Annotated in this window: 13 protein-coding genes and 1 riboswitch; of the genes, 11 read left to right on the top strand and 2 right to left on the bottom strand. The window is 71.1% G+C overall.

Features of this window, described 5'->3' with window-relative positions:
* Window positions 1-94: 94 nt before the first annotated feature.
* The 4 genes from P3T29_RS13015 to P3T29_RS13000 all read left to right on the top strand — a co-directional run bounded on the left by P3T29_RS13015 (window position 95) and on the right by P3T29_RS13000 (window position 4167).
* The gene (locus P3T29_RS13015; RefSeq protein WP_280716551.1) at window positions 95-616 is read left to right on the top strand and encodes a hypothetical protein; all 522 of its coding nucleotides are present in this window, start codon (window positions 95-97) and stop codon (window positions 614-616) included.
* Window positions 613-2337, top strand: coding sequence for a serine/threonine-protein kinase (locus P3T29_RS13010; protein WP_280716550.1), 1725 nt, complete (start codon window positions 613-615; stop codon window positions 2335-2337). Before P3T29_RS13015 ends, P3T29_RS13010 begins: the two co-directional genes overlap by 4 nt.
* Window positions 2338-2478: 141 nt before the next feature.
* Window positions 2479-3111, top strand: a complete 633-nt coding sequence (locus P3T29_RS13005; RefSeq protein WP_280716549.1) for a SurA N-terminal domain-containing protein — start codon at window positions 2479-2481, stop codon at window positions 3109-3111.
* A 60-nt stretch (window positions 3112-3171) separates the two neighbouring features.
* Window positions 3172-4167, top strand: coding sequence for a MazG family protein (locus tag P3T29_RS13000; RefSeq protein WP_280716548.1), 996 nt, complete (start codon window positions 3172-3174; stop codon window positions 4165-4167).
* Here the strand turns inward: P3T29_RS13000 and P3T29_RS12995 are convergent.
* A complete protein-coding gene (locus P3T29_RS12995) occupies window positions 4122-4553 on the bottom strand; it encodes an SDR family NAD(P)-dependent oxidoreductase (protein ID WP_280716547.1) in 432 nt (143 codons plus the stop codon). The genes P3T29_RS13000 and P3T29_RS12995 overlap by 46 nt on opposite strands.
* A gap of 156 nt (window positions 4554-4709) precedes the next feature.
* Between P3T29_RS12995 and P3T29_RS12990 the strand changes: the two genes are divergently transcribed.
* The 7 genes from P3T29_RS12990 to P3T29_RS12960 all read left to right on the top strand — a co-directional run bounded on the left by P3T29_RS12990 (window position 4710) and on the right by P3T29_RS12960 (window position 12793).
* Window positions 4710-5960 (top strand): cytochrome P450, encoded by a 1251-nt coding sequence (locus P3T29_RS12990; protein ID WP_280716546.1) that lies wholly within the window; start codon window positions 4710-4712, stop codon window positions 5958-5960.
* Window positions 5961-6213: 253 nt separating this feature from the next.
* Window positions 6214-6361: riboswitch (cyclic di-AMP (ydaO/yuaA leader) on the top strand.
* A gap of 5 nt (window positions 6362-6366) precedes the next feature.
* Window positions 6367-7200, top strand: coding sequence for a transglycosylase family protein (locus P3T29_RS12985; protein WP_280716545.1), 834 nt, complete (start codon window positions 6367-6369; stop codon window positions 7198-7200).
* A 248-nt stretch (window positions 7201-7448) separates the two neighbouring features.
* On the top strand, window positions 7449-8735 hold the full coding sequence (gene eno / locus P3T29_RS12980) for a phosphopyruvate hydratase (RefSeq protein ID WP_280716544.1): 1287 nt from the start codon (window positions 7449-7451) through the stop codon (window positions 8733-8735).
* Window positions 8736-8873: 138 nt separating this feature from the next.
* On the top strand, window positions 8874-9323 hold the full coding sequence (locus tag P3T29_RS12975) for a septum formation initiator family protein (RefSeq protein ID WP_280716543.1): 450 nt from the start codon (window positions 8874-8876) through the stop codon (window positions 9321-9323).
* Window positions 9324-9335: 12 nt separating this feature from the next.
* Complete coding sequence (locus P3T29_RS12970; protein ID WP_280716542.1) at window positions 9336-9989, top strand: DUF501 domain-containing protein; 654 nt, start codon at window positions 9336-9338, stop codon at window positions 9987-9989.
* On the top strand, window positions 9986-10924 hold the full coding sequence (locus tag P3T29_RS12965) for a Ppx/GppA phosphatase family protein (RefSeq protein WP_280716541.1): 939 nt from the start codon (window positions 9986-9988) through the stop codon (window positions 10922-10924). The genes P3T29_RS12970 and P3T29_RS12965 overlap by 4 nt, the downstream gene beginning before the upstream one ends.
* Before the next feature lie 501 nt (window positions 10925-11425).
* Window positions 11426-12793: an NAD(P)/FAD-dependent oxidoreductase gene (locus P3T29_RS12960; RefSeq protein WP_280716540.1), complete on the top strand. Its 1368-nt coding sequence runs from the start codon at window positions 11426-11428 to the stop codon at window positions 12791-12793.
* Window positions 12794-13100: 307 nt separating this feature from the next.
* Here P3T29_RS12960 and P3T29_RS12955 read toward each other — a convergent pair whose 3' ends face one another.
* Window positions 13101-15692, bottom strand: a complete 2592-nt coding sequence (locus P3T29_RS12955; protein WP_280716539.1) for an ABC transporter permease — start codon at window positions 15690-15692, stop codon at window positions 13101-13103.
* Window positions 15693-15728 lie beyond the last annotated feature (36 nt).

Genomic DNA, 15728 nt, shown 5'->3' with positions numbered 1-15728 from the left:
GGGCGGGTGATGGGCGGTACCGTTGGCGGGAGACGCACGCGTGTCCGCACGGCACGCCGGAGAACCGTCACGGACCACCCGCTCGGGAGCGCACATGGCAGGCCACCAGTACGGGCAGTTCGGCCCCGCGCAGGGCGGACCGTACGCCTGGTGGGGCAAGTTGCTGTGCTGCCTGGTCCCGCTGCTGACCCTGGGTCTGCTCGGGTTGGTGCCCTCGCTGTTGCTGGCGGTGCGGCGCAGGCGGGCGGTGGACGTGCTGGGCGCGGTGTTCTTCGGGCTGCTCACGCTCGCGGCGTTCGTCCTGGTGGGTCTTGCGCCCAAGAGCGGGACGCCGTCGAGCACGCTGCTCGGCTTTACGGCGCTCCCGCTGTGGCTGGGCGCGCCGGTGCACTTCCTCGTGCTGGACTCGCCCCGGTTCTGGGGCATGCCGGGCCCGGCGCCGGCGCCGTTCGTGCCCGGGCAGGTACGGATTCAGTCCCAACCACCGCAACAGGCCGCACAGCTGACCGAGTGGCAGCCCCCGGTCGGGGTGGACACGCCCGTGCCGGCCTCCGACGACCTCCAGCAGCTCGGTGAGCTGCTCCGCCGTCAGGTCCGGGAGGGCGGCCGCCCGTGACCGGCGCGCGCGTCATCGACGGCCGGTACCGCCTCGCCGAGAAGATCGGCCACGGCGGCATGGGCCAGGTCTGGGCGGCGTACGACGAGCGGCTGGACCGCCGGGTCGCGGTCAAGCTGCTCCGGTCCGACCTGCTGCCGGCCGATCCGGCAGGTCCCGGCGCCGACGGCCGGGGCAGCCGGGGCAGCCAGGGTGCCGAGTTCCGCCGTCGCTTCCTGCGCGAGTGCCGGATCACGGCCGCGCTCGACCACCCCGGGCTGGTCACCGTGCTGGACGCGGGGGAGGACTCCGGCGAGCTCTACCTGGTGATGCAGCGCATCCCGGGCCTGAGCCTCGCCGACCTGCTGGCCGAGGAGGACCCGTTCGCGGTCGGCTGGGCGGTCGCCGTCGCCGCGCAGATCTGCGCCGCGCTCGCCGTGGTGCACGCCGTCCCGGTGGTGCACCGCGACCTCAAGCCGAGCAACGTGATGGTCCGCGACGACGGCCGGGTGGTGGTGCTCGACCTCGGGATCGCCACCGCGCTGGACGCCGACACCACCCGCCTCACCCTCACCGGCGCCCTGGTCGGCAGCCCCACCTACATGGCACCCGAGCAGGCCCTCGCCACCACCGCCGACCCGCGCAGCGACCTCTACGCGCTGGGGTGCATGCTGCACGAGATGCTCGCGGGCGAGGCGCCCTTCCGGGCTCCGACCGCGCTCGGCCTGCTGCACCGGCACATCGGCGAACCGCCGTCCCCGCTGCGCGAGTTGCGTCCCGAAGTGCCGGCGGCGCTGGAGGCACTCGTACTCCACCTGCTGGCCAAGCAGCCCGCCGATCGCCCTGCCGACGTCCAGCGGGTGTACGAGCGGCTGCTGCCGCTGCTCCCGCCCTCGGCCGCCGCCCCGCAGGGCCGTTACGGCGCGCTGCCGGACCCGACCCGCCCGTACCGCTACCCGTACCAGCCGCAGCCCGCGCCGCAGCCCGTGTCGCAGCCGGCGCCGCACCTCGCGCCGAACACAGCTCCGGTAGTTCAGGTTCCCGAGCCCCGGCCCGAGCCGCAGGCGCCGGACTTGACCGCCGCCTGCGCGGAGTTGTCGGACCTGGTGGCCGCCCGGCGGAACGCCGAGGTGATCGACCTGGCGGCCCGGCTGCTGCCGCTGGCCCAGGCCGAACTGGGCGACGACGCACCGCCGGTACGTACGATTCGGGCCATCTTCGCCCACACCCTGCTGCAGGAGCGGCAGTACCGCGCCGCGTTGCCCGAGTACCGGTTGCTGGCGGCCGCCGCCGAGGCCGAGCACGGCCCGAAGCACCCGATGGTGCTCGATCACCGCCGGAAGGCGGCGAGTTGCCTGGAGCACCTGAGCCGGGGAGCGGAGGCGCTCGCCGAGTACCGGGCGCTGCTCGCCGAGTACTCGGCGAGGTTCGACTCCGGTCAGGATCCCGACCCCGAGCGGGTCTTCGAACTCCGGGAGCGGATCGGCCTGTTGACGGCTTCGGCGGGCGATCTGGACGGCGCCTGGCAGGGGCTCGTCCAACTGCTCTTCGACCGCGAGCGCAGGCTCGGCCCGCACCACCCGGAGGTCCGGCGGCTCCGCCAGAGCCTCGACCAGCTGAACGCCCACCGCACCACCGGGACCGCCGGCGCGCCGACCCCCGACCCACGCGCCGCCGGCTGGCCCGCCCCCGCAACCGCCCCCGCACCGCTGCCCGGCAACCCGTACGCCACCGGACGGTAAGAGCCTGCCGCCCGCCACCGGCGTCACCCGTTCGGGCCAAGGTCTGGGCAAGCCGCTCGGTTGCTCCCTATTGTCAGTTCCCGTCAGGAGAACCACCTGTCACCACCGGACACCACCTGCCCACAACCCGGGAGGCCCCACGTGATCCGCACCAGCTCCGCCGTCCGCCGCACCCGTACCGCCGTCGGCGTCCTGCTCGCCGCAGCCGCCCTGACCGCGTGCAGCGGGGGGACGGCCGACCAGGGGGCGGCGGCCGTGGTCGGCGGCCGTCGGATCCCGATCTCCGAGGTGGAGGCCCGGGTCACGGAGCTGCGGACGGCCATGGCGGCGCAGCCGGGCGCCCCGGGTGCCGAACCCGCCGGGCTGACCAGGCAGACGGTGAGCAACCTGGTGCTCGACCAGGTGGTGTCCCGGGCCCTCGCCGACCGTCAACTATCGGTCTCCGTCGGGGAGATCGCCAAGGCGCGGGACGCGGACAGCAAGCTGCTCGGCGGCCAGGACGCGTTGAGCCGAGCGCTGCTCAAGCAGGGCGTGCCCGCCGGGGAGATCGACACTGCCTACCGTCAGACGCTCGGTATCCAGAAGATCGCCATGGCCGAGGGCAAGGACGCTCGGACGGCTGACGGGGACGCGGTGGTCCGGGCGGCGCTCACGACGGCCGGCACCGAGCTGAAGATCCAGGTCAACCCGCGCTACGGACAGTGGGACCCCGCGAAGATCTCGATCACCGACGCCGTCGCCGCCTGGCTGCCGCAGCCCGCCGCAGCCGCCTGACCGGGGTAGCCCCTTGGGCACCCGGCCACGGCACCCGTCCCCGCCCGGTAGGTTCGAGCCGTGGACACTTCGAAGCTGATCCTGCTCACCACCACCCACCGGGTCGCCCCCGGTCTGCTTTCCTGGCCCGCCTGGGAGGCGCTGCGCGGGGCGGCCCGGGTGCTGGCCGCCGACCCGGACCACCCGCAACTGCCCGCCGTCCGGCAGGCCGGGGTGACGGTGGAGCTGGTCGAGCGCGGTACCGCCCCGGCGTTGGCCCGGTTGCTGATCGGGGCCGGTCCCGTCGTCTGGCTCGGCAGCCCGGACGGCGATCCGGGGCTGACCGACGCGCTGGCCCGGATCGCCGTGGAGGAGGCCGGGACGGTCCCGGAGATCGAGATCCTGCCCGGCTCCTACGACCTGCCGGGCGCCCGGCTGCTCGACCTGGTCTCGGTGATGGACCGGCTACGCTCGCCCGGCGGCTGCCCGTGGGACGCCGAGCAGACCCATGCCTCCCTGGTGAAGTACCTGGTAGAGGAGGCGTTCGAGCTGGTCGAGGCGATCGAGGAGGACGACCGGGAGACGCTCCGCGAGGAGTTGGGCGACGTGCTGCTCCAGGTCTTCTTCCACTCCCGGATCGCCGAGGAGCACGCCGAGGACCCGTTCACCATCGACGACGTGGCGGGCGACCTGGTCGAGAAGCTGATGTACCGCCACCCGCACGTCTTCGGCGACGTCGAGGCGACCGGGACGGCCCAGGTCGAGGCCAACTGGGAGCAGCTGAAGGCCGCCGAGAAGCAGCGCGAGTCGCTGCTGGACGGCGTGCCGGCCGGGCTGCCCGCGCTGGCGTACGCGGCCAAGCTGGTCTCGCGGGTCCGCCGGGCCGGGTTCGAGGGCGTGCCCGACCAGGCGTACGAGCTGCCCGGGGTGCTGACGGCCGAGTCCGCAGGCGCGCTGCTGCTCGCCGTGGTGCAGCGGGCCCACGACGCGGGGGTCGATGTGGACGCGGCGCTCCGGGCGGCCGCGCGCGACTACCGCAGCGCGGTCCGGGTCGCCGAGGGGCTGGCGGCGGGCTGACGCTGCGGCGGGACGACCTCGCTGATCGCCTCGCCGACCAGGGCGAGCAGCTCGGCGAGCGGGTCGAGGTGGTCGGGCAGCTCGTCCAGCGACACGATCCGCTCGCCGTCGGGCCCGGTCACGCAGAACAGGTCGATCGGGCCCAGGTGCTTCGCGGCGGTGTTCACCAGCGCGGCGACGTCGCTGGGCTGGTGGACGTCGCTCGACACCCCGACCACCGGGCAGCCGGGCCGGTCCAGCTCGGCGGCGAGGTCCTCGGCGGCACCGGGGTTCTGGTCCGCGACGAGCACCCCCGCCGCACCGGCGGCGGTGAACCGCCGCGCCAGATCGGCTCCTGAACCGCCGCGGAGTACGGCGATCACCACCACTGCCCCGGCTACTCGCATGACCTGCTCCTCCTTGAGCGACTAGTCGCGGACGGGCACCGCACGGCCCGCCCCACGACTGTTCGGAGGATCGTAGACACGCCGCGACCCTCCGCAACAGGGATTACCCGTCAGGTGACCAGGCTCACTCCTCCCGGCACCGGTTACCTTCATGGCATGCCGGAATCGCCCGAAACCAGTCAGCCGGAACTCTTCACCTGGGAGTTCGCCGCCGACCCCTACCCCGCGTACGCGTGGCTGCGCGAGCACTCACCCGTACACCGCACCACGTTGCCCAGCGGGGTGGAAGCCTGGCTGGTCACCCGGTACGCCGACGCCCGGCAGGCCCTGGCGGACGCGCGGCTCTCCAAGAACCCCACGCACCACGGCCGTAGCAGCGGACGCACCGGCATCCCGGGGGAGCGCCAGGCCGACCTGATGACGCACCTCCTCAACATCGACCCGCCGGACCACACCAGGCTGCGCCGCCTGGTCTCCAAGGCGTTCACACCGCGCGGGGTGGCCGAGTTCGAGCCACGGGTCCGGCAGCTGACCGACCGGCTGATCGACGGCTTCGCGGACCGTGGCTCGGCCGACCTGATCCACGAGTTCGCCTTCCCGCTGCCGATCTACGCGATCTGCGACCTGCTCGGCGTGCCGCCGGAGGACCAGGACGACTTCCGGGACTGGGCCGGGATGATGATCCGGCACACCAAGGCCGGACAGGGCGGCGGCCCGCGCGGCGGAGTGGCCCGCGCGGTGAAGAAGATGCGCGCCTACCTGCTGGAACTGATCCACCGCAAGCGGGCCGACCTCGGCGACGACCTGATCTCCGGCCTGATCCGGGCCAGTGACCACGGCGAGCACCTGACCGAGAACGAGGCGGCGGCGATGGCCTTCATCCTGCTCTTCGCCGGGTTCGAGACCACCGTGAACCTGATCGGGAACGGCGTTTACGCCCTGCTCCGCAACCCCGGCCAGCGGGAGTTGCTGCAGGCGTCCGTGCAGCGCGGCGAGACCGGGCTGCTGACCACGGCGGTGGAGGAACTCCTGCGGTACGACGGCCCGGTGGAGCTGGCCACCTGGCGGTTCGCGACCCACCCGCTGACCATCGGCGGCGTGGACATCCCGGTGGGCGACCCGGTGTTGGTCGTCCTCGCGGCGGCCGACCGCGACCCGGCCCGGTTCGCCGAGGAGAACACCCTCGACCTGGCCCGGAAGGACAACCCCCACCTGGGTTTCGGCCACGGCATCCACTACTGCATCGGCGCTCCGCTGGCCCGGTTGGAGGGGCAGGCGGCCCTGGGCGCACTGCTCACCCGCCTCCCCGACCTCCAACTGGCCGCCGACCCGGACGACCTGCGCTGGCGCGGCGGTCTGATCATGCGTGGGCTGCGGGAGTTGCCGGTGTCGTTCACCGCTGTCTGACGGTGTGACGGTGTGACGGGCGGGACGGTGTGTGACGGCGTGTCGGAGTGTCGGGGGTGGCTGGTTCCGGCCGTCTGAATGCGTATCAAGTCGGACAAAAGCATACGGTTTGTAGGCAATGCATGACAGGCCGTAATTTCCGTGTGATGAACGAGATATGAGCTTGTGATCTGACAGTTCATCTGTCTACCCTCCCTTCAGTTCGCAGCTGCGAGCCCCGTGCGCGGAACGCCGAATCCTGCCCGCCGCGCTCCCGGGACACCGACCAGACCCTTGGGCAGGGGCGGGGGACCCAGGTTTGTTGCCGTCCCCACGGCTTGGGGTGAAGCCGCATCCGTGCGGCCGGGCCACCTCCCGGTCCGAACCCGACAGCTCACCTCGCAGGCGTGCGGAGAGGGACTTCTTCATGCTCTTCACCGGTTCGGGCCGTCATCGCCGTCCCACCCAGACCGAGAAGGCCATCGCCGTCGCCGGCGTGGCTGGCGTCGGTCTGGCACTGCCGCTGCTCGCCGCCACCAGTGCGCACGCCGCCCCCGTGTCGGCCTGGGACAGGGTTGCCGACTGCGAGAGCGGCGGTGACTGGAGCATCAACACCGGCAACGGCTTCTACGGCGGGCTGCAGTTCACCTCCAGCACCTGGAAGGCGTTCGGCGGCTCCCAGTACGCCGCGCGGGCCGACCAGGCGTCCAAGGGTCAGCAGATCGCCGTGGCCGAGCAGGTGCTCGCCGAGCAGGGCCCGGGCGCCTGGCCGGTCTGCTCCGGCAAGGCCGGTCTGAGCAAGGGCGGTTCGGTCGCCTCGGTCGACACCAGCACGCCCGCCGGCAGCGGTAAGCGGGCCGCCAGGCATGCCGCCCCGCAGAGCGCCGCCCCTGCCACCTCCGCCGCCAGCCCCGGCTTCCCCGGCAAGGCCGGCTACGACGCGGGCTCGGGCAAGTACTGGTACCAGAAGGACGGTGGCTGGTACTGGACCAGCCACCAGGACGTCTACAACCAGTTCGCCGGCGCCGCGAAGCATGCCGCTCCGGCCCCGGCTTCGGCTCAGGCTGCGGTCCAGGCGGCGCCCGCCAAGCCGAGCGCCGCCGTCAAGAGCTACACCGTCAAGCCCGGTGACACCCTGTCGGCCATCGCCCAGTCCCAGCACGTCTCCGGTGGCTGGCAGTCGCTGTACGACGGCAACAAGCCCACCGTCGGCGGCAATCCGGACCTGATTCTCCCGGGCGAGGTGCTCCAGCTCGCCTGAAACCTGACGCCTGAGCCCTGGTGTCTGACCCCTGACGTCTGGCGCCCGACGTCCGGTGCCTGACGCTTCGGAAGGGCCGTCCCCGCAGCGAGCGGGGGCGGCCCTTCTCGCGTACATCCAGGTGAACTACCGGCGAGTAGCCAGGCCACACGGTGAGACGGGACCTAGGTCAGCGCGGTCCGAGGGCCCGGTGCGGTTAGGCTCTGGTCGTAACGACTTCACATCCCGCTCTCACAAGGAGATGCCTCGTGCCGTCCATTGATGTCGTCGTAGCCCGTGAGATTCTCGACTCGCGTGGCAACCCCACGGTCGAGGTCGAGGTCGGTCTCGATGACGGCAGCACCGGCCGTGCCGCTGTCCCGTCCGGCGCCTCCACCGGTGCCTTCGAGGCGCTCGAGCTGCGCGACGGTGACAAGAACCGCTACTTCGGCAAGGGTGTCGAGAAGGCCGTCCTGGCCGTCATCGAGCAGATCGGCCCGGAGCTCGTCGGCTACGACGCCACCGAGCAGCGGCTGATCGACCAGGCCATGCTCGACCTGGACGCCACCCCCGACAAGTCCTCGCTGGGCGCCAACGCGATCCTCGGCGTCTCGCTCGCCGTGGCGCACGCCGCCTCCGAGGCCAGCGACCTGCCGCTGTTCCGCTACCTCGGTGGCCCGAACGCGCACGTGCTCCCCGTCCCGATGATGAACATCCTCAACGGTGGTTCGCACGCGGACTCCAACGTGGACATCCAGGAGTTCATGATCGCTCCGATCGGCGCGGAGTCCTTCTCCGAGGCCGTCCGCTGGGGCGTCGAGGTCTACCACACCCTCAAGGGTGTGCTGAAGGAGCGCGGCCTCTCCACCGGTCTCGGCGACGAGGGCGGCTTCGCCCCGAACCTGGACAACAACCGCGAGGCGCTGAACCTCATCGTCGAGGCCATCAGGAAGGCCGGCTACACCCCGGGCAAGGACGTCGCGCTCGCGCTCGACGTCGCCGCCTCCGAGTTCTACAAGGACGGCGCGTACCACTTCGAGGGCAAGGCGCTCACCTCCGCCGAGCTCATCGACTACTACGCCGAGCTGGTCGCCGCGTACCCGCTGGTCTCGATCGAGGACCCGCTGGACGAGTCGGACTGGGACGGCTGGAAGGACATGACCGTCAAGCTCGGCGACAAGGTCCAGCTGGTCGGTGACGACCTGTTCGTGACCAACCCGGCCCGCCTGGCCCGTGGCATCGAGACCGGCACCGCGAACGCGCTGCTGGTCAAGGTCAACCAGATCGGCTCGCTGACCGAGACCCTGGACGCCGTCGAGATGGCCCAGCGCAACGGTTACCGCTGCATGATGTCGCACCGCTCCGGTGAGACCGAGGACGTCACCATCGCCGACCTCGCCGTCGCCACCAACTGCGGCCAGATCAAGACCGGCGCCCCGGCCCGCTCCGAGCGCGTCGCCAAGTACAACCAGCTGCTGCGCATCGAGGAGATCCTCGACGACGCGGCCGAGTACGCGGGTCGCGGCGCGTTCCCGCGCTTCCGCGCTGCCGAGTAAGTAGGGCCTCGCGCCCCTTGGGTAGTGCAACTGGCTCTCCGCGGGCGGAGCCCTGCCGCATGCCTGACCGGTGCCCCGGCCTTCACCCCGTAGGGTGGAGGCCGGGGCACCGGTGCGATCGGAGGAGGGGCGGCGGAGATGGCCAAGTGGAAGATCCCTGGTCTGGTGGCGCGTCCGCGCTTCACCAGCCGGGCGACCGTCCTGGTCCTGGTGATCTGCTCGCTCGTCGCGATCCTCGCCTACCCCACCCGGCAGTTCATCTCGCAGCGTTCGGAGATCGCCGCCCAGCGCGCCAAGGCCGACAACGCCCGCCGACAGGTCGAGCAGCTCGGCAAGGAACGGGCCCGCTGGGAGGATCCGGCGTTCGTGAGGACGCAGGCCCGCGAGCGACTGCACTACGCGATGCCCGGTGAGACGCCGTTCATCTCGGTCGATCCGAAGGCGCCCGTCACCGCCCGGCCCTCCTCGGCCAACTCGGCACCGGCCCCGAAGGCCGCTGCCGCCCGGCCCTGGTACACCGGCGTCTGGGACTCGGTCGACCTGGCCGACTCCGCCGCCGCCCCCGCCCCTGCCCCCGCCCCTCGCTAGAGACAGCACCCCATGACCATTGAGAATCCCGCAGTTTCCGACTCCGATGTCGCCGCCATCGCGGCCCAGCTCGGCCGCGTCCCGCGCGGCCTGCGTGGGGTGGCGCACCGCTGCCCGTGCGGCAACCCGGACGTCGTCGAGACGGCGCCCCGGCTGCCGGACGGTACGCCGTTCCCGACCCTGTACTACCTGACCTGCCCCAAGGCCGCCTCGCTGATCGGCACCCTGGAGGCGGACGGCGTGATGAAGGATCAGACCGCCCGCCTGGCCGAGGACCCGGAGCTCGCCGCCGCGTACGAGAAGGCGCACGAGGACTACATCGCCCGCCGGGACGCCATCGAGGTGCTGGAGGGCTTCCCGAGCGCCGGTGGCATGCCGGACCGGGTGAAGTGCCTGCACGTGCTGGTCGGCCACTCGCTGGCGGCCGGGCCCGGCGTCAATCCGCTGGGTGACGAGGCGATCGGCATGCTGGAGGACTGGTGGGCCAAGGGCCCGTGCGTCAGTCCGGAGGCGGTCGAGGAGAGTGCCGCCGCCGTGGCCGAGAAGCGGGAACAGGCCGAGGACCACGCCGCCGTGATCGCCGCCAAGGAGCAACTGGCCGCCGAGCGCGCGGCCAAGAAGCGCCAGGCCGAAGAGGCCGGTTCGGCCCAGGAGGAGTCAGAGTGACCGTCACCCGAGTCGCCGCGATCGACTGCGGCACCAACTCCATCCGGCTGTTGATCGCCGACCTGGACGCGAGCACCGGCGAGATCGGCGACCTGGACCGCCGCATGATCATCAACCGGCTCGGCCAGGGCGTGGACAAGAGCGGCCGCCTGCACCCGGACGCGCTGGAGCGCACCTTCGCGGCCTGCCGCGAGTACGCGGCGGTGCTCGCCGAGTACGGCGTCGGCCCGGACCGCCTGCGGATGGTCGCCACCTCGGCCTCCCGGGACGCCGAGAACGCCGACGAGTTCACCAAGGGCGTCCGGGAGATCCTCGGGGTCGAGCCCGAGGTGGTCAGCGGTGACGAGGAGGCCCGGCTCTCCTTCGTCGGCGCCACCAAGGAACTCACCGGCGAGGCCGTCGAGCCCCCGTACCTGGTGTTCGACCTGGGCGGCGGCTCCACCGAGTTCGTGCTCGGCGCGGACGAGGTCGCGGCCGCCAGGTCGGTGGACATCGGCTGCGTCCGGCTGACCGAACGGCACTTCGCCGGGGTCGAGCTGCCCACGCCGGATCAGATCTCGGCCGCCAAGGCCGACATCCGGGCCGCGCTGGACCTGGCCGCCGAGACCGTCCCGCTGACCGAGGCGGCCACCCTGGTCGGTCTCGCCGGTACCGTCACCACGGTGGCCGGCATCGCGCTCGGCCTGCCCGCGTACGACTCCGCCGCCATCCACCACTCCCGGATCCCGCTGGCGGGCGTCCGTGAGGTGGTCGGGATGCTGCTGACCTCGACGCACGAGCAGCGCGCCGCGATCCCCGTGATGCACCCGGGCCGGGTCGACGTGATCGCCGCCGGGGCGCTCGTCCTGCTGGAGATCATGGAGCGGACCGGCGCCGCCGAGGTGGTCGTCAGCGAGCACGACATCCTCGACGGGATCGCCTGGAGTCTGGCCTGACAAGGTTTGGCCTGACAACGTTTGGCCTGACAAGGTCTGGCCTGACCCGGTAGGGCGGTCCTGGCCCTCACGGCCCTTACCGTTTCGGCCCCGGAGTGCCCGCGAGGCGTCCGGGGCCGAGGTCTGTCCGGCGTGTCGTGACAGACTCTCGAGAAACTTCGTGAATTTCTTCACATGGCGATCCAGTCATTCGACCTAGTTGGGCGCCCGCTACGTCCGATATGCGGGACCGAAGGTCGACCCAGAGCTCGCCCGTTGGATCGCAGGCGGGAGCTGCGGTGGGTGATGGAATCGAAACGGTGAGCAGGGAACCCGGGTGGCGCAAGGATCGTTGCTGCTCAGTGAGGCTGTCAGTGCTCCGGTGCTCGCGGTGTGCGCCCGGCGGGCGTGGCAAGGGCGGTCGGTGCCGGATCTGTGGCCGCGTAGTGTAGCAGGTGGTGTCCAGAGTTCTGTGACGGGCCTCACGAAGGTGCCGCCAGGCGGTGCTGGATACTTTCGGATATGAGCACCATGGAGCGTCCTCGCATCCTCATTGTCGGCGGTGGTTACGTCGGCCTGTATGCCGCGATGCGCATCCTCAAGAAGATGCGCTACGGAGAGGCGACCGTCACGGTCGTCGACCCGCGGTCGTACATGACGTACCTGCCCTTCCTTCCCGAGGCGGCCGGCGGCAACGTCGCGCCCCGCAACCTTGTCGCGCCCCTGCGCAGCGCCCTCAAGAAGGCGGAGGTGCTCACCGGTCACGTGACCGGTGTGGACCACGCCCGTAAGGTCGCCACCATCGCGCCGCCGGCCGGCGGCGCGTACGAGCTGCCCTTCGACTACCTCGTCGTCGCGACCGGCTCGGTCTCCCGCACCTTCCCGATCCCCGGCCTGGCCGAGCACGGCATCGGCATGAAGACGGTTGAAGAGGCGATCAGCCTCCGCAACCACGTCATGGCGCAGCTGGACAAGGCCGAGTCGACGGCGGACCCCGAGGTCCGCCGCAAGGCCCTCACCTTCGTGGTCATCGGCGGCGGCTTCGCCGGCGTCGAGACCATCGCCGAGGTCGAGGACATGGCCCGGGACGCGGCGAAGATCTACAAGACCGTCAGCCGTGACGACATGCGCTTCATCCTGGTGGAGGCGGCCAACCGCATCCTCCCGGAGATGGGCCCGGACCTCGGTCTGTGGACCAAGGAGAAGCTCGAAGAGCGCAACATCGAGATCTACATCGAGACCTCGATGGACTCCTGCGTCGACCAGCACGTGGTGCTGAAGAACGGCGTCGAGGCGGATGCCTCCACCATCGTGTGGACGGCGGGCGTCAAGCCCAACCCGATCCTCGCCAACTTCGGCCTCCCGCTGGGCCCGCGCGGCCACGTGGACACCGCCCCGACCCTCCAGGTCCAGGGCTTCGACTACGTCTGGTCCGCCGGCGACAACGCCCAGGTCCCCGACCTCGCCGTCGGCGAGGGTGCCTGGTGCCCGCCGAACGCCCAGCACGCCGTCCGTCAGGCCGTCCAGCTCGGCGACAACGTGATCTCCGGCATGCGGGGCTTCCCGCAGAAGGAGTACAAGCACAAGAACCTCGGTGCGGTCGCCGGTCTCGGCCTGCACAAGGGCGTGGCGATCCTCTTCGGCAAGTACAAGCTGAAGGGCCGTCCGGCCTGGTGGTTCCACCGCCTGTACCACGGCAGCCGCGTGCCGACCATGAACCGCAAGGTCCGGGTCTTCACCGACTGGACGCTCGCGATGTTCCTGAAGCGCGAGACCGTCGGCCTGGCCGAGATGGAGAAGCCGTTCGGAGCGTTCCAGGAGGCCACCGCGCCGGCTGTCAAGCCGGTTGCCGCCGCCACGGAGCCCGCCAAGGAGCTTGCCAGCAAGTAGGTACGACGACCTGACCCCGGTTTGGGAGAGCCGGGGTATGAGTCGGAGGCTCTCCGCCCGGCAGTGTCGCCGGACCACGACCTCCGTGGTGCTCAGCCGGCCGTGCGACCGGGCGGAGTACGAGAAGTCAAGTAGTCACGAAGGCACGACGTCACGAGAAGGCCCTGGCCGGGCCCCTGTCCTCAGGGGCCCGGCCAGGGCCTTTCGTATGTCCTCGTATGTCCTCGTCGGTCCTTGGCGCCTGAGCGGGCGTCCTGTGCGCGGGCACTGACCACGTGTCCTGCGCCGCGCGCGATCTGTCGTGGTGTCAGGAGGTCTTGATGCTGTCCAGGATGTCCAGCTTGGAGGCCCGGCGGGCCGGCCAGATCGCGGCGACCAGGCCGACCAGCCCGGCGAGGAGCAGGAATACCAGCATCTTGCCGTACGGGACGACCGTGGCGAGCCCGGGCATGCTGGACTCCAGCGTCCCGTTGACGGCCCAGGCCATGAAGCAGCCGAGCAGCACGCCGACGGTCGCGCCGAAGAGCGAGATCACCACGGACTCAAGCCGGACCATCCGCTTGATACCGCTCCGGTCCAGGCCGATCGCCCGGAGCATCCCGATCTCGCGCTTGCGCTCGAAGACCGACATGGCCAGCGTGTTGACCACACCGAGGACGGCGACCACCACGGACATCGCCAGCAGGCCGTACATCATGTTCAGCGCGAAGGTGATGATCTTGTTGAACTGGTCCTGGATGTCCTGCTTGGTCTGCACCTCGACCGCCGGGTTGCTGCCGGTGGCGTCCTTGACGGCCTGCTGCAGGGCGGCCGTCGGGCCGTCGGTGCCCTTGACCAGGACCTGGCGGATGTCCGCGTCCGGCTCGCGCTTGGTGACCTCGGTGTTGGACGCCAGCACGGAGGAGAGCATCGCGTTGCTCTCGTAGACACCGCCGACGGTCAGGCCGGCCGGCTCCTGCTTGCCCTGGGGGCTGTACTCGCTCACCTTGGCGACCGAGCCGACCGCGAGGCCGGACTTCTTCGCGTAGTCGGAGGTGATCAGGATCTGGCCCTTCGTCAGGGCGTCGGCCGAGCCGCTGATCATCTTCGGCTTGATCAACTGGTCGACGGTGGCCGGGTCGACGCCGTCGACGGGGCTGGTGTCGCCGTTGACGTCCCAGTAGACCTCGGTGAGCGGGCTGGCGGCGGCGACGCCGGGGGCCTTGCCGATCTGTGCTGCGAGCTCGGGGGTCATCGTCATGCCGTTGGCCATCTGGACGGCGAAGTCGGCCTTCATGGAGCTGGTGACGGCCTTGTCGACGGCTCCGCTGACGGAGGCACCGAGCACGGTCAGCGCACTGACCAGAGTGAGGCCGATGGTGAGGGCGGCGGCGGTGGCGGCCGTCCGACGCGGGTTGCGCACCGCGTTCTGCCGGGCCAGCTTGCCCGGCGTACCGGCCAGCTTGGACAGCAGCGGGCCGACCAGGGCGATCACCGGACGGGAGAGCAGCGGCAGCAGGACGAAGATGCCGACCAGTGCCAGCGCGGCGCCGAGGCCGACCGGCAGCCGGCCCGAACTGTCGCCCGTCGAGGCGCCCATGGCGACCAGCGCCAGGCCGCCACCGGCGACCAGCGAGCCGATGATGTTACGGATGAGCAGGCTCTTCTGGGAGGCAGGCTGGTCACCGTTGCTCATCGCGGCGACGGGGGCGATCCGCGAGGCGCGCAGCGCCGGGAAGACGGCGGAGAGCACGGTGACGAGGATGCCGACCACAGGGGCGACGATCATCGCGGTGGGCGAGACGACCAGCGGTCCGGTCGGCATGCCGGAGCTGAGCGAACCGACCAGCGCCTGCATGCCCGCGCCGATGCCGATGCCCGCGAGCAGACCGGCGGCCGAGGCCAGGGCGCCGATCAGCAGCGCCTCGACCAGCACCGAGTTGGTGACCTGGCGGCGGCTGGCACCGACGGCGCGCAGCAGCGCGAGCTCCTTCGTCCGCTGGGCGATCAGCATGGTGAAGGTGTTGGCGATGATGAAGATGCCGACGAAGAGCGAGATGGCGGCGAACACCAGCAGCATGGTCTTCATCGAGTCGGTCTGCTGGGCGACCATCGTGGTCTGCTGCTCGGTGAGCGTCGTGCCGGTCTCGGTCTGGAACCGGCTGCCGTTGCCGTTGCCATTGCCGTCGCCGGGCAGCTGCTTGACGACCTCGTCGAGCAGCGCGGTCTCGGAGGTGCCGGGCTTGGCCTTCACCGTGATGCTGCTGTACTGGCCGGGCGTCAGCAGCTGCTGCTGGGCGCTGGCGGTGTCCAGCAGGGTGAGCGTGCCGCCGGAGCGGACCTGCGGGTCGCCGGTGGTGAAGATGCCGGTCAGCACGGCGTTGGAGGCCGGGCCGGTGGCGGCAGTCCGGACGGTGTCGCCGACGTGGTAACCGCCCTTGGCGGCGGCCTCCTTGTCGAGTGCGATCTCCCCGGCCTTCTGCGGCCCGCGGCCCTCGGTCATCGGGTAGCGGGAGTCCTGGCCGGAGGCGTCCGGGACGAAGTTGCTGCCGGTGGCCGACCAGGCCTCGCCGATCAGCTTGCCCTTCTTGTCGGCGACGGCCGTGAAGCCGGAGACGACGCCCTGGGCACGCTCGGTGCCGGGCAGGCCGGCTATCTGCTTGACGGTTGCGTCGGTCAACTTCGCCGAACCGCGCCCGCTCTTGTCACGGGAGCCGGCCTTCGAACCGGCCGAGTAGTCGGTGACCTGGACGGAGACGTCGGAGTAGCTCTTGGAGTAGCTGTTCTTCATGGCCTGGCCGAGCGTGTCGGAGAAGACCATGGTGCCGGCCACGAAGGCCGTGCCGAGCATGATGGCGAGAGCCGTCATCAGCAGACGGCCCTTGTGGGCCAGCACATTGCGCAGTGCGGTGCGGAACATGGGTGCGTCCTGGGGGAGTCGGGGCGGGCGGTGGCT

The sequence above is a fragment of the Kitasatospora sp. MAP5-34 genome (assembly GCF_029894335.1).
In the GTDB taxonomy this organism is placed as follows: Bacteria; Actinomycetota; Actinomycetes; order Streptomycetales; family Streptomycetaceae; genus Kitasatospora.
Note: the sequence above shows the minus strand (reverse complement) of the source record. Positions and strands in the feature narration are given on the sequence as shown.

Coding starts and splice junctions, on each gene's coding strand:
- P3T29_RS13015 (WP_280716551.1), top strand. CDS start 95: ATGGCAGGCCACCAGTACGGGCAGTTCGGCCCCGCGCAGGGCGGACCG.
- P3T29_RS12995 (WP_280716547.1), bottom strand. CDS start 4,553: ATGCGAGTAGCCGGGGCAGTGGTGGTGATCGCCGTACTCCGCGGCGGT.
- P3T29_RS12990 (WP_280716546.1), top strand. CDS start 4,710: ATGCCGGAATCGCCCGAAACCAGTCAGCCGGAACTCTTCACCTGGGAG.
- P3T29_RS12985 (WP_280716545.1), top strand. CDS start 6,367: ATGCTCTTCACCGGTTCGGGCCGTCATCGCCGTCCCACCCAGACCGAG.
- P3T29_RS12975 (WP_280716543.1), top strand. CDS start 8,874: ATGGCCAAGTGGAAGATCCCTGGTCTGGTGGCGCGTCCGCGCTTCACC.
- P3T29_RS12970 (WP_280716542.1), top strand. CDS start 9,336: ATGACCATTGAGAATCCCGCAGTTTCCGACTCCGATGTCGCCGCCATC.
- P3T29_RS12960 (WP_280716540.1), top strand. CDS start 11,426: ATGAGCACCATGGAGCGTCCTCGCATCCTCATTGTCGGCGGTGGTTAC.
- P3T29_RS12955 (WP_280716539.1), bottom strand. CDS start 15,692: ATGTTCCGCACCGCACTGCGCAATGTGCTGGCCCACAAGGGCCGTCTG.